Origin of the sequence: Halomonas garicola (assembly GCF_031935715.1) — a bacterium.
Taxonomy (GTDB): domain Bacteria; phylum Pseudomonadota; class Gammaproteobacteria; order Pseudomonadales; family Halomonadaceae; genus Vreelandella; species Vreelandella garicola.
In genome coordinates this window covers 78578-91667 of the sequence record NZ_JASSZF010000002.1, presented here as the reverse complement: position 1 = coordinate 91667, position 13090 = coordinate 78578, and the positions used below count along the sequence as shown (strand labels likewise).

Genomic DNA, 13090 nt, shown 5'->3' with positions numbered 1-13090 from the left:
CCTATGAATCAGCTACACACCCTGCTGCAGCAAGCCGATGCCCGCTGCCGGGCCCGCGGCGCGCGCTTTACTCCGATACGCCGGCGCGTGTTCGAGCTGATTGCGCGCAATAGCGGTGGCCTGAAAGCCTATGACCTGCTTGAGCAGCTGTCGGCCGAGCATGCCGCTGCGCGCCCGCCGACCGTTTATCGCGCGCTTGAATTCTTGATTCAGCAGGGGCTTGCCCACCGCATCGAGTCGCAAAATGCCTACGTGGCCTGCGCCTGCCCCGAGCATGCTCACGGGTTTCAGCTGTTGATCTGCCGGGCCTGCGGGCACGTGGAAGAAATCCACTTTGACGATATCAGCCGGCAGCTGGCACGCCGCGCCGGCCGCGAGGGGTTTCGGGTAGAGCACCAGACCATCGAGCTGATCGGGCTGTGCGCGCCCTGCCTGGCGTCACCCCGCCCCCCTGCGTCCCGCCCGGAGTGAGTCCACCATGTCAGACATTGCACGCGAGCCCATGAGCACGTTGTTCAAACGCCTGGAAAGCGCCCTCCCCGACGATACCCTGCCCGCCGCCGCTGACGTTTTGCGCGCGGTGCGCTTTAACGCCGACGGGCTGATTCCTGCCATCGCCCAGCAGCACGACAGCGGCGAGGTGCTGATGATGGCGTGGATGAACCGCGAGGCGCTGGAGGAAACCCTGCGCACCGGGCGCGTATGCTATTTCTCCCGCTCCCGGGGCAAGCTCTGGCGCAAGGGCGAGTCCTCCGGCCAGCAGCAGCGGCTCAGGGCCGCTTTCCTTGACTGCGACGGCGACACCCTGCTGGTGCAGGTCGAGCAAACCGGGGCCGCTTGCCACAGCGGCCGGCGCAGCTGTTTTTATCTTGACGTCACCGCGCAGCCGCAAATTACGCGCGCCCCGCTGGTCGACCCGGCACGCCTTTACGGGGGCAAGGCGTGATACGCCTGCTGCAACGCTGCCTGACGGCGGTATTGGTTGGGCTGGTGCGAGTGTATCAGTGGGTGATAAGCCCGGTGCTGGGGCCGCGCTGTCGTTTCTGGCCCAGCTGCAGCGCCTATACGGTAGAAGCACTGCAGGTGCACGGCCCGTTAAAAGGCGGCGCCATGGCGGTCAAACGTATGGGCCGCTGCCACCCGGGCAGCGATGGTGGGATTGACCCGGTACCCGGCGGCCCCAGCGAAACCCTCTGCCGGGAAGACCCCGAGCTTGACGATAATTTCCGCCCGCGTAACCCCGATGAGTAGCGCGCCTAGCCGGCACGGCGACGAAAGATCACGCTGAGGTTATTGGCCGGCATTTCCACGACGTCTGCAAGCACCAGGCCGTTGGCCGCCGCCTCCGCCTCGACGCTTTCCAGGTCACGTACGCCCCAGGCCGGATTCCGCGCCTGCAGATTCTGATCGAACGCCTCGTTGCTGGCCGCCGTATGCCGGCCGCCGCGCCGATAGGGGCCGTAAAGAAACAGCACGCCGCTATTCGTGAGGTGCTCGCCGGCCCGGCGCATCAGCGCCGACGTTACGTTCCAGGGCGAGATATGGATCAGGTTGAGGGCGACAACGGCGTCGAACGCGGTGCCCTGCCACTGTTCAGGCCAGCGGGCGGTGACGTCCAGCGCTACCGGCGCCAACAGGTTGGCGCCCCGCCCTTCTTGGCTCTCGTAACCGCGCCAGGCCGCAATGGAGGCAAGCGCTTCGTCGGCCGTGTCGCTTGGCTGCCACTGCCAGCCGGGCATGGCACGGGCAAAATAGACGCCGTGCTCGCCGCTGCCGCTGGCAAGCTCCAGCACCCGGGCCCGAGGCGGCAAATGCTCGCGCAGCACCGCCAGAATCGGGTCGCGGTTGCGCGCCGTAGAAGCACTTGTTAACCGCTTATCATCAGCTGCTGACATCTTCTGACTCGTTTATCATCATGGCAGGGGCTTCAAGGATGCCCTTCTTTAACCCAGTAGGTAAACTGACGCGATCCAACTGCAAGGAATGCCAAGACGTCATGGGCAAAACGCTTCCTCTCTACCTCCAGATTCAACAGCATCTGCTGGAGAAGATCCAGAGCGGCAACTGGGCAGCAGAGCACCAAATTCCTCCCGAAGAGCAGTTGGCACGCGATTTCGGCGTCAGCCGCATGACGGCTAACAAGGCCATTCATGATCTAGTCCAGCAGGGTTATCTGGTTCGTCAGGCGGGAGTCGGCACTTTTGTGACTGATCACAAGGCCGAGTCTTCGCTGGTCGAAGTACACAATATCGCCGACGAAGTGCGTAACCGCGGTCACGAATACAGCTGCGACGTGCTGATTGTCGAAGCGAAAAGCGCCGATGATGAGGTATCTCTGCGGCTGGGGGTGCGGCTGAGCACACGAGTGTTTCACACCCTGATTCTGCATTATGAAAACGGGATTCCCATTCAGCTTGAGGATCGCTATGTAAATCCGCGCCATGCGCCACGCTATCTGGAGACTGATTTTCACCAGCAGACCCCCAATGAAGTTCTGGTAGAAGCCTGTCCGATCACCGACGTGGAGCACGTAGTCGAGGCAATGCTGGTGGATCCGGAAACAGCTGCTCTGCTAGATATTGATGCCCAACAACCCTGTTTGCAGTTAATACGACGCACCTGGTCGGGTGAGCAGCTGATCAGCTATGCGCGCCTGACTCATCCCGGTGATCGTTACAAGCTACGCTCTTCATTGCATACTTCGTGAACCTTCGTAAGCATTGGACAGGTCCCGCCTGCGCTGCTAGCCGATGGCGTTTACTATCATGGCTGTCGGCACGGCCAGCAGCAGGCTGAGTGCCACCCTGATAAACCAGACGATGACGATACGGCCGACGCTGAGTGGAATACGCGTCGACACGATGCAGGGAATCGACGCCGAAAAGAACAGTACGCCCGACACCGAGATGACGCCGGCAGCAAAGCGCGCCACGAAGCCGGCATCGCCCATCAGCAGCGCGGGCAAAAACATTTCGGCAAGCCCGGCCGCCGACGCCTGGGCCAGCTGGCGTGCTTCCTCCAGACCCCAGATTGCGACGAACGGATAGAACAGCCAGCCCACCCAGTCGAAAAACGGCGTGTATTTGGCCACCAGCAGGCCGGCAAGCCCTACCGACATGATCGACGGCAGAATGCTGATGGCCATCAGCAGCCCTTCCTTGAAGTTCAGCGCCACGCTTGCTGAAAGCGTAGGTGCCTTGGCGGCCACCGGCTCACCGTCTTCGCTTGTGTCATCCATTGTTGCCAGCGGCGGCAGGCGCACTGTGATTGCCGTGACCGCGAAGGTAATGAGCAAGGTCAGCCAGAAATAAGTATTCCACACGCTCATCAGGTCGAGGGTTTTGGCGACAATAATCATGAAGGTCGCCGATACCGTCGAGAAACCGGTCGCGATGATCGCCGCTTCGCGGGCCGAGTAGTGTCCGGCAATGTAGACCCGATTGGTGATCAACAGGCCAATAGAGTAGCTGCCGACAAAGGAGGCGACCGCATCGATGGCGCTGCGCCCCGGGGTGCGCCAGATTGGCCGCATTACCGGCTGCACCAGAACGCCGATCAGCTCAAGCAGGCCAAAGCTGACCAGCAGCGCGAGAAAGACAGCGCCGATCGGTACGATCAGCCCTACCGGTATGACCAGCTTGTCAAACAGAAACGGCAACATGTCCGGGGTATGCAGAAAGTCCGGTCCCCAGCCTGTCAGCGCCATCCCGGCGACCGGGATGCCGATCAGTTTGAGTACGGTGAATACGCCGCTGGTCAGGCTTTCACGCCAAGTGCCGCTGAGCAACGGGTAAAACCCGCCGGCGATAATCATGGCCATGGCATACAGGCCGCTACCCTCGCCAAGCAGCGAACGCGCACCGGTAACCATATGATCCAGTGCAATGGTGGTATGCCCGCTGAGGGTTATCGGCACGAAGAAGATGAAAATACCCAGTAGGCTGGGCAGCAGCAGTTTGATAACGGTAATGCGCGAGTAGCGTCGTGGCTGTGAAGTGTCAGAGGGTGACATTGGCTGGCTCCGCAGTGAGCAGTACAGGGGCAGGTATAGATAACGGAAGCGGACTTCTCTCCCTGTTTGTATATACACAAAATAGCACTATCTCTGACCCTTTTGCGTCATCCATAAAGTTAGACTTTAGTCTATTTACGAATATTTTTAGTTCTCTAAAATTCGAAAAAAACCGTTAACATTCAACAACATAATAAAAATAATGCGCTGTCTTATCCACTTTTTTTACTAAAACCAGTATCCGATATTGGCATGCGCTGCGTAAGTCAGCTAGCTTGTATTGTATATACATAATCAAGCTAAATTCAGTAAACCAGAGGATGCTCAGCCATGGTCAGCAGTGATAGAAGTCGCCGCGTCTGGCGAGATGCCACCGTTTTTGATGGCGAGCGGACCCTTGAGGGCCTCCATGCCGTGATTGTCGAGGGCGATACCATTGCCGATGTGCTGCCCATGGCCAGCGCCGATACCGCCCTGCTCGATAACGGCGAGGATATGGGGTCAGGCGGTGTCATCACGCCGGGGCTGATTGACTGCCACACCCACCTGGTGTTTGGCGGCAAGCGTGCCGAGGAGTTCGAAGCACGCCTGGAGGGCGTGAGTTACGAAGAGATTGCACGCCGCGGCGGCGGCATTCTCAGCACCGTCAACGCGACCCGTCAGGCAAGTGAGGAAGAACTGGTGGCAAGCGCCCTGCCGCGCCTGGATGCGCTGATCGCCGACGGCGTCACCACGATAGAGATCAAGTCGGGCTACGGGTTGGACGTCGAGCACGAAATGAAAATGCTGCGCGCAGCGCGGCAGCTGGGTGAGCTGCGCCCGATACGCGTTGTCACCACCCTGCTCGGCGCCCACGCCCTGCCGCCGGAGTTCAAGGACAGCAGCGACGGCTATATCGATCTGGTATGCAACGAGATGATTCCGATGGCCGTCGCCGAAGGCCTGGCCGATGCGGTCGACGTGTTCTGCGAAAAAATCGCTTTCTCGGTGGCACAGTGCGAGCGCGTCTTCGAGGCCGCCAACGCCCATGGCCTGCCGATCAAGGCCCACGCGGAACAGCTTTCCAATCTCGGCGGCAGCGCCGCCGCCGCACGACACGGCGCGCTGTCGGCGGATCACATCGAATATCTCGACGAGGCCGGCATCGAGGCCATGCGCGTGGCCGGTACGCTCGCCGTCATCCTACCCGGCGCCTTTCATACTCTGTGCGAGACTCAAGCGCCGCCCATCGACGCCCTGCGCCGTGCCGGCGTACCAATGGCCGTCGCCACCGATGCCAACCCCGGCACCTCGCCGCTATTTCAAGCCACGCTGATGCTCAATCTGGCCTGTACGCTGTTTCGTATGACGCCAAGTGAGGCGCTAGCCGGCATGACCGCGCACGGCGGCCAGGCGTTGGGGCTTAACGATCTGGGCCGTATTGCTCCCGGAAAGCCGGCCGACCTGTGCCGCTGGAACATCGAAACGCCGGCCGAGCTGGCCTATGCCGTCCAGCCCGGCCGGTTGGCCCAGCGCCTCTATCGCGGGGAGCTGACAGAGGGGCTATCCAATGAGCGCTGAGATCGATATGAAAATCTGGCAGGGTCGCACCGACCCCGAGCCCAACAGCGAGCGCTGGCATCAGCGCGTCCAGCCGCTAACCGAGAACGCGGCAGCAGGCTGCGCTCTGCTTGGCTTTGCCAGCGACGCCGGTGTCGCGCGCAACCAGGGCCGCGTCGGCGCTGCCAAGGGCCCTGCCGCGCTCCGCCGCGCCCTGGCCCCCCAGGCCTGGCATCGTCAGGGGCCGGCCTATGACGCCGGCGATGTGATCTGCGACGGCGATGCCCTGGAGCAGGCCCAGCAGCAGCTTGGCGAGCGCCTTGCTTCACTGCTTGATGCCGGCCACCTGCCGGTGGTGCTGGGCGGCGGCCATGCGATTGCCTTTGGCAGCTGGCAGGGGCTGACGTGCCATCTGGAAAACCAGGGCAACGAGGCGCCCAAAGTCGGCATCATTAACCTGGATGCCCATTTCGATCTGCGCGACCCACAGCACGTGCGCTCCTCCGGCACGCCCTTTGCTCAAATTGCCGAGCAGTGCGAACAGCGCGGCTGGCCGTTTGACTATGCCTGCCTGGGCGTTAGCCGGGCCAGCAATACTCGGGCGCTGTTCGAGCGCGCCCGCGAGCTCAAGGTGCTGGTGCGCGAGGATCGTGAGTTTGTGCCCACGGCCATTGAGACGCTGATACAGGATATCGAACGCTTCATCGTCTCCTGCGACCACCTCTATCTGACCATCGATCTCGACGTTTTTCCGGCCTGCGAGGCGCCCGGCGTCAGTGCTCCTGCCGCCCGCGGGGTTTCGTTTGCTTTGCTTGAGCCGCTAATCGAAACAATCCGCGATAGCGGCAAGCTACGTCTGGCCGATTTGGCTGAGCTCAATCCCGATTACGACATCGATAACCGTACCGCCAAGCTGGCGGCGCGATTGGTCCATCTGCTGACACTGAACGGCTGATTTCACTACAGCGACTGACAACACAAGGAAACCGATAGATGAGCATCCAGGACAAGCGCCACGACCCCAGCCGCAAAATTGCCGCCCCTACCGGTACCGAGCTCAGCTGCAAGAGCTGGCTGACCGAGGCGCCCATGCGCATGCTGATGAACAACCTGCACCCGGATGTGGCCGAGCGCCCCGAAGACCTGGTGGTGTATGGCGGTATCGGCCGCGCCGCCCGGGACTGGGAGTGCTACGATAAGATCATCGAGACCCTGCAACGTTTGGAAGACAATCAAACTCTGTTGATCCAGTCCGGCAAGCCGGTGGGCGTGTTCGAGACCCACAAGGATGCCCCGCGGGTGCTGATCGCTAACTCCAACCTGGTACCGGCCTGGGCCAACTGGGAGCACTTCAACGAACTGGATCGCAAGGGGCTAATGATGTACGGCCAGATGACCGCCGGTTCGTGGATCTACATCGCCTCCCAGGGCATCGTCCAGGGCACCTACGAAACCTTCGTCGAGGCGGGCCGCCAGCACTATGATGGCGAGCTCAAGGGCCGCTGGATTCTCACCGCCGGCCTCGGCGGCATGGGCGGCGCGCAGCCGCTAGCAGCCAGCATGGCCGGCGCCTGCTCGCTGAACGTCGAGTGCCGGCAGTCGGGCATCGATTTTCGCCTGCGCACCCGCTATCTGGATGAGCAGGCCGAGGATCTCGACGACGCTCTCAAGCGCATCGAGAAATACACGCAGGAAGGCAAGGCCGTTTCCATCGGCCTGTGCGCCAACGCCGCCGATGTGCTGCCGGAGCTGGTCAAGCGCGACGTGCGCCCGGATATGGTCACCGACCAGACCAGCGCCCACGATCCGCTGCACGGCTATCTGCCCTCCGGCTGGACCTGGGACGACTATGTCGCGCGTGGCAAGACCGAACCCGAAGCGGTGGTCAAGGCCGCCAAGCAGTCCATGGCGGTGCATGTACGCGCCATGCTCGACTTTCAGAAAATGGGCGTGCCGACTTTCGACTACGGTAACAACATCCGTCAGATGGCTCAGGAAGAAGGCGTCGAGAACGCCTTCGACTTCCCGGGCTTCGTGCCGGCCTATATCCGCCCACTGTTCTGTCAGGGCGTCGGCCCCTTCCGCTGGGCGGCGCTATCCGGCGACCCGGAGGACATCTACAAGACCGATCAGAAGGTCAAGGAGCTGATTCCCGACGATCCGCACCTGCATAACTGGCTCGACATGGCCAAGGAGCGTATTTCTTTTCAGGGACTGCCGGCGCGTATCTGCTGGGTCGGTCTTAAGGATCGCGCGCGTCTCGGCCAGGCCTTCAACGAAATGGTCAAAAACGGCGAGCTCAAGGCCCCCGTCGTCATCGGCCGCGACCACCTGGACTCCGGCTCGGTAGCCAGTCCCAACCGCGAGACCGAGGCGATGCGAGACGGGACGGACGCGGTTTCTGACTGGCCGCTGCTCAACGCTCTGCTCAATGCCGCCGGCGGCGCCACCTGGGTGTCGCTGCACCACGGTGGCGGTGTGGGCATGGGCTACTCCCAGCACGCCGGTGTGGTGATTGTCTGCGACGGCACCGACGACGCCCATGCGCGACTCGGCCGAGTATTGCGCAACGACCCGGGCACCGGTGTCATGCGCCACGCCGATGCGGGCTACGACATCGCTATCGAGTCCGCCAAGGAGAACGGCCTCGACCTGCCGATGATCAACGCACAGGAGAACAAGTGATGAATCATCTGGAAATCACTCCCGGCAAGATGACTCTGGCGCAGATGCGCCAGATGTTCGAGGCGCCTGTCCGGGTTAGTCTGCCGGACAGCGCCAATGCAGCCATCCAGCGCAGCGTGGATCGTGTCAATCAAGTCGTGAAAGAAGGCCGCACGGTGTACGGCATCAACACCGGCTTCGGCCTGCTGGCCCAGACCCGCATCGCCGACGACGAGCTGGAGGATCTGCAGCGTTCGCTGGTGCTGTCCCATTCTACCGGCGTCGGTGCGCCCATCGATGATGCCCTGGTGCGGCTGATCATGGTGCTCAAGGTCAACGCCCTGGCGCGGGGTTTCTCGGGCATTCGCCGCGAGGTGCTGGACGCGCTGATTGCTTTGATCAATGCCGGAGTGTATCCGCGCATTCCACTCAAGGGCTCTGCCGGTGCTTCGGGTGACCTGGCGCCGCTGGCGCACATGAGCGCCCTGCTGTTGGGCGTAGGAGAGGCGCGCCATCAGGGAAAGTGGCTTCCCGCGGCCAAGGCGCTGGAAGTTGCAGGCCTGACACCGCTGCGCCTGGCGCCCAAGGAGGGACTGGCGCTGCTCAACGGCACCCAGGTATCTACCGCCTATGCCCTCAAGGGCCTGTTCGAAGCCGAGGACTTGTTCAGCGCCGCCACGGTGAGTGGCTCGCTGACCGTCGAGGCGACGCTGGGCTCGCGTGCCCCTTTTGACCCACGCATCCATGAGGCTCGCGGCCAGCGCGGCCAGATCGACGCTGCCGCGGCCTATCGCCACCTGCTCGGTGAGAGCAGCGAGTTCAGTGCTTCACATATCGACTGCGACCGGGTGCAGGACCCCTACTCGCTGCGCTGTCAGCCTCAGGTGATGGGTGCGGTACTAACACAGATTCGCCAGGTCGCCGAGGTGCTGGAAGTCGAGGCCAACGCGGTATCGGACAACCCGCTGGTGTTTGCTGTGGAAGGCGACATCATCTCTGCCGGCAACTTCCATGCTGAGCCGGTAGCCATGGCCGCCGACAACCTGGCGCTGGCCATCGCCGAAATCGGTGCGCTGGCCGAGCGGCGTATTTCCTTGATGATGGACAAGCACATGTCGCAGCTGCCGCCGTTCCTGGTAGAAAAAGGCGGCGTCAACTCCGGTTTCATGATCGCTCAGGTTACCGCTGCGACGCTGGCTAGCGAGAATAAGGCGCTGTCTCATCCTCACAGCGTTGATAGCCTGCCAACCTCGGCCAACCAGGAAGACCATGTTTCCATGGCGCCGGCCGCGGGCAAACGTCTATGGGAAATGGCCGACAACGTGCGTGGCATTGTGGCCGTCGAATGGCTGGCCGCCTGTCAGGGCCTCGACATGCGCCGCGGTCTATCTACCTCACCGAAGCTGGAGCAGGCTCGCCAAACGCTGCGCGAGCGCGTTACCCATTACGATCAGGATCGCTTCTTCGCTCCGGATATCGAAGCGGCCACCGAACTTTTGCTCAAACGCACCCTGAACGGTTTGATGCCTAACTCACTCTTGCCTAGTCGCTGAGGAAATACTAGTGCCCTTTTTCTTTTGATACCATGATGCCAGCCTTTTTACACTTTGCTATCTCGCTGGGTGCCTTTGGCTGGGTCGCGGCTGCCATGATCTAACAAAACAAAAAAGGCAGCACCAAAAATCGGATAAACTACAGAAACTCGTTAATCATATTATAGCCCGCGACCGAATCGTAAACGACACAATAAAATAGATCTGATAAAAGGGGCCAGTTATTATGCCGTTGCCACAAACTCTAAATCAGGAAGAAAGAAAAGACTTGCTTTTAAAGCGAAGAGCGATTCCTGGTATTCTTATGTTCAGCATGATTTATTTAATTGCATTTGCGATTGGTTACCATATAAATGCTGTAATTCTGACGATCGCATTGATGATCACGCTATGTTTATTGCAGGTGCCAGTTGCTATATCGCTGATCACAGCCGCCTTACTCGGTGGCTTACATAGCGGGATGGACATGACTAGCGCGATCGCCGCTTTCAACGATAACCTATTGATTGGCGCGCAGGTGGGACTCACCTATGTAATGATCGGTGCCTTTGCTGTCGCAGTTGCACGTAGCGGTCTACTGGATATACTCGCTCACAAAATTGCTTCACGACTTGATCTTAGAGAAGGTGCTACTAACAAGGGAGTGAAGTGGATTATCTTCTTGACCTTTATCACTGCCTCCGCAATGTCACAGAACCTGGTGCCCGTACATATCGCGTTTATTCCCATCCTGATCCCGCCGCTGCTAGGAGTGATGAATAGGCTCCAAGTCGATCGGCGTGCCGTGGCCTGTGTCCTTGCCTGCTCAATCAGTGCTAGTTACTTATTGCTACCTACCGGTTTCGGGGCGATCTATTTGAATGAAATTCTGTTGGCGAACGTTAATGACGTCGGTCAAGCCTATGACCTCACGGCGACAGCCAGCATGGTACCTAAAGCTATGTTCCTACCGGTGATGGGGATTTTAGTCGGTATGCTTGTCGCCGTTTTCTACACTTATCGAAAGCCAAGGGATTATCAGACCGTCCCACTGACAGACCTTCATGTGGAACAGTCACCGCAAACGCTAAAAATCACACAGCTCGTTACCACGCTTTTAGCGCTTGCGGTGGCCTTGATCTGTCAGCTGAAATTCGATTCTCTCATGGTAGGTGCCATGATAGGATTTATTATCCTCAGCTTCACTGGCATCTTCCGCTGGAATGAGCAGGACGATGTCTTCACCGAAGGACTTCGTATGATGGCCCAGATTGCTGTCATCATCACTATTGCCTCCGGCTTCTCCGGTGTGCTGAGCGCAACAGACGAGATTGCCCCATTGGTCTCCGCTACGGCCGACATGGTCGGTGGCAATATGGCGCTTGGCGCTGCGCTAATGTTGATTGTCGGCTTATTTATTACTATAGGGTTTGGTGACTCCTTTGCCAGCGTGCCTATTCTTGCACCAATTTATATACCATTGGCCATCACTCTGGGTTTTTCCCCAATGGCTACAATAGCTCTACTGGGGGCTGCCGCCGCGCTTGGCGATGCAGGCTCTCCTGCTTCCACCATCACGCTTGGCGCCACTGCAGGGCTCAATGCCGATGGGCAGCATAACCATATTAATGACAGCGTTATCCCTACTTTTTCTCATGCTAATTTTGGCATGCTACTATTTGCCTGGATAGCGGCAATGCTGCTATAAACCATTCGATTTAACGCTATAGGGTTGCATACTTTTGCCACAGCGCCACTATTCTTCAAATAAATGTTACGATTATTCATAATAGGTTAATGTCAATAAATTACTTCGCAAACATCCCAACGTATAGGGAGGTAAATTTAACGGGATATAGCAGGAATAAAATCATACCCAATAAAGGGTGTCAAAATAACCACTTCTGCCACTGCGCCAATAGCGTTATCTGATTGCTACCAACGATTATATACCGTTCCCAATACAACAAGAAATCGGAGAATTAAACCATGAACTCTATTGTCATAGCCGTGGTCATCATGATGGGCCTGAGCCTGTCGCGGGTGCCGGTCATCATGGCCCTTATTATCGCCACCTTTGTCGGCGGCATTGCCGCTGGGATGGATACCACGGAAATACTGTCCACCTTTGAAGGCGGTCTGGGGAATGGCGCCAACATCGCGCTCTCCTACGCGCTGCTGGGGGCGTTTGCAGTCGCCCATCGCGTTCCGGGATAACTCATTTGTTATCGGAAAAGATTATTCACCTCCTTGGCGCTAAAGATAGTGCCACCAATATGCTGTTTGCCCAGGTCGTGCTTTACGGCATGCTGCTGCTCTGTGCCAGCGTGGCCGAAACATTAATCCCTGTGCATATAGCCTTTATACCGATTCTGGTACCGCCGCTTCTGGAAGTGATGGACCGTCTGAAACTGGATCAGCGCGCTGCCGCCTGTGCGCTAACTTGCGGGCTGATCCTAGCCTATATGCTATTTCCGATAGGCTTCGGATCGGTATATCAGCGCAATGTTCTGGGCGAAAATATCAACCTGGCAGGAGAGGCGTCAGATTTCGCCATTTCGCTAAACTCTATCCCGCTGGCTATGCTCATTCCCTCAATTGGCATGTTTTTAGGTTTGGTAATAGCGGTCTTTATTACGTATCGCAAGCCTCGGGAGTACCAGACAAGGGCCATCGCCGACACTGACCAGAAACCCCAGAAGGTCGAGCTCAAAATGAGCCAGATCGGCCTCAGCCTGGTTGCCATTGTGGCCGCATTGGTGGCACAGCTCATGCTGGGTTCAATGCTGCTGGCGGGCCTGATCGGCTTTGCCATTTTGAGCCTTTCCGGTTTTTTCCGTTGGAATGAAGTCGATGACGTTTTCGTGATCGGCTTACGCATGATGGCGCTGATTGGCTTCATTATGGTCACCGCCCAGGGATTTGCAGCAGTGATGGTAGCAACGGGTGAAGTCTCCAGTCTGGTAGAAAGCTCAACTGCACTGATTGGCGATAACCAGGCTCTAGCAGCGATCGTAATGTTACTTGTCGGGCTATTGATTACCATGGGTATCGGATCGTCTTTTTCGACAGTGCCGATTATCGCTGTGATCTATGTACCGCTGTGTATTGCTTACGGTTTTTCGCCGCTAGCGACGGTCGCCTTGATCGGTACTGCGGGTGCTTTGGGCGATGCCGGCTCGCCAGCATCCGACTCTACTCTGGGGCCAACCGCCGGTCTCAATGCCGATGAGCAGCACGACCATATCTGGGATACCGTGGTGCCCACCTTCCTGCACTTCAATCTGCCCTTGCTGGCAGCGGGGTGGCTGGCCGCCATGGTGCTCTAGCAGTGGACAATATA

The 13090-nt window shown here is 58.9% G+C and carries 11 protein-coding genes and 1 pseudogene; 10 read left to right on the top strand and 2 right to left on the bottom strand.

Features of this window, described 5'->3' with window-relative positions; all coding sequences use genetic code 11:
• The first annotated feature begins 3 nt into the window (after positions 1-3).
• Genes RS027_RS01425 through yidD form a run of 3 tightly spaced genes read left to right on the top strand, consistent with a single transcriptional unit; the run spans position 4 to position 1251 of the window.
• Positions 4-471, top strand: a complete 468-nt coding sequence (locus RS027_RS01425) for a Fur family transcriptional regulator (protein WP_311952856.1) — start codon at positions 4-6, stop codon at positions 469-471.
• Between the two features lie 7 nt (positions 472-478).
• A complete protein-coding gene (gene hisI / locus RS027_RS01420) occupies positions 479-946 on the top strand; it encodes a phosphoribosyl-AMP cyclohydrolase (protein ID WP_311952852.1) in 468 nt (155 codons plus the stop codon).
• A complete protein-coding gene (yidD, locus tag RS027_RS01415) occupies positions 943-1251 on the top strand; it encodes a membrane protein insertion efficiency factor YidD (protein ID WP_311952848.1) in 309 nt (102 codons plus the stop codon). The genes hisI and yidD overlap by 4 nt, the downstream gene beginning before the upstream one ends.
• Before the next feature lie 5 nt (positions 1252-1256).
• On the opposite strand, the gene RS027_RS01410 is transcribed toward yidD, so the two are convergent.
• Positions 1257-1895 carry a DUF938 domain-containing protein gene (locus RS027_RS01410; RefSeq protein WP_311952843.1) on the bottom strand — a complete coding sequence of 213 codons (639 nt, stop codon included), beginning with the start codon at positions 1893-1895 and terminating at the stop codon, positions 1257-1259.
• A 101-nt stretch (positions 1896-1996) separates the two neighbouring features.
• Between RS027_RS01410 and hutC the strand changes: the two genes are divergently transcribed.
• Positions 1997-2707 carry a histidine utilization transcriptional repressor HutC gene (hutC, locus tag RS027_RS01405; RefSeq protein ID WP_311952840.1) on the top strand — a complete coding sequence of 237 codons (711 nt, stop codon included), beginning with the start codon at positions 1997-1999 and terminating at the stop codon, positions 2705-2707.
• 36 nt (positions 2708-2743) lie between these two features.
• Here hutC and RS027_RS01400 read toward each other — a convergent pair whose 3' ends face one another.
• A complete protein-coding gene (locus RS027_RS01400; protein ID WP_311952838.1) occupies positions 2744-4012 on the bottom strand; it encodes a YjiH family protein in 1269 nt (422 codons plus the stop codon).
• A gap of 330 nt (positions 4013-4342) precedes the next feature.
• On the opposite strand from RS027_RS01400, the gene hutI reads away from it, so the two are divergent.
• The 6 genes and pseudogenes from hutI to RS027_RS01370 all read left to right on the top strand — a co-directional run bounded on the left by hutI (position 4343) and on the right by RS027_RS01370 (position 13076).
• A complete protein-coding gene (gene hutI / locus RS027_RS01395) occupies positions 4343-5572 on the top strand; it encodes an imidazolonepropionase (protein ID WP_311952833.1) in 1230 nt (409 codons plus the stop codon).
• Positions 5562-6506 carry a formimidoylglutamase gene (gene hutG, locus RS027_RS01390; RefSeq protein WP_311952829.1) on the top strand — a complete coding sequence of 315 codons (945 nt, stop codon included), beginning with the start codon at positions 5562-5564 and terminating at the stop codon, positions 6504-6506. Before hutI ends, hutG begins: the two co-directional genes overlap by 11 nt.
• Before the next feature lie 38 nt (positions 6507-6544).
• Positions 6545-8236, top strand: a complete 1692-nt coding sequence (gene hutU / locus RS027_RS01385) for a urocanate hydratase (RefSeq protein WP_311952826.1) — start codon at positions 6545-6547, stop codon at positions 8234-8236.
• Positions 8236-9768: a histidine ammonia-lyase gene (gene hutH, locus RS027_RS01380; RefSeq protein WP_311952821.1), complete on the top strand. Its 1533-nt coding sequence runs from the start codon at positions 8236-8238 to the stop codon at positions 9766-9768. The genes hutU and hutH overlap by 1 nt, the downstream gene beginning before the upstream one ends.
• 226 nt (positions 9769-9994) lie before the next feature.
• Positions 9995-11455, top strand: a complete 1461-nt coding sequence (locus RS027_RS01375; RefSeq protein ID WP_311952817.1) for a Na+/H+ antiporter family protein — start codon at positions 9995-9997, stop codon at positions 11453-11455.
• 281 nt (positions 11456-11736) lie between these two features.
• Positions 11737-13076 (top strand): annotated as a pseudogene (locus tag RS027_RS01370) (Na+/H+ antiporter family protein).
• Positions 13077-13090 lie beyond the last annotated feature (14 nt).

Excerpts from the sequence above, each read along its gene's own strand:
- hutU (WP_311952826.1), top strand. The coding sequence starts at position 6,545 with ATGAGCATCCAGGACAAGCGCCACGACCCCAGCCGCAAAATTGCCGCC.
- RS027_RS01410 (WP_311952843.1), bottom strand. The coding sequence starts at position 1,895 with ATGTCAGCAGCTGATGATAAGCGGTTAACAAGTGCTTCTACGGCGCGC.
- hisI (WP_311952852.1), top strand. The coding sequence starts at position 479 with ATGTCAGACATTGCACGCGAGCCCATGAGCACGTTGTTCAAACGCCTG.
- hutI (WP_311952833.1), top strand. The coding sequence starts at position 4,343 with ATGGTCAGCAGTGATAGAAGTCGCCGCGTCTGGCGAGATGCCACCGTT.
- hutH (WP_311952821.1), top strand. The coding sequence starts at position 8,236 with ATGAATCATCTGGAAATCACTCCCGGCAAGATGACTCTGGCGCAGATG.
- hutG (WP_311952829.1), top strand. The coding sequence starts at position 5,562 with ATGAGCGCTGAGATCGATATGAAAATCTGGCAGGGTCGCACCGACCCC.
- RS027_RS01375 (WP_311952817.1), top strand. The coding sequence starts at position 9,995 with ATGCCGTTGCCACAAACTCTAAATCAGGAAGAAAGAAAAGACTTGCTT.
- hutC (WP_311952840.1), top strand. The coding sequence starts at position 1,997 with ATGGGCAAAACGCTTCCTCTCTACCTCCAGATTCAACAGCATCTGCTG.
- RS027_RS01425 (WP_311952856.1), top strand. The coding sequence starts at position 4 with ATGAATCAGCTACACACCCTGCTGCAGCAAGCCGATGCCCGCTGCCGG.
- RS027_RS01400 (WP_311952838.1), bottom strand. The coding sequence starts at position 4,012 with ATGTCACCCTCTGACACTTCACAGCCACGACGCTACTCGCGCATTACC.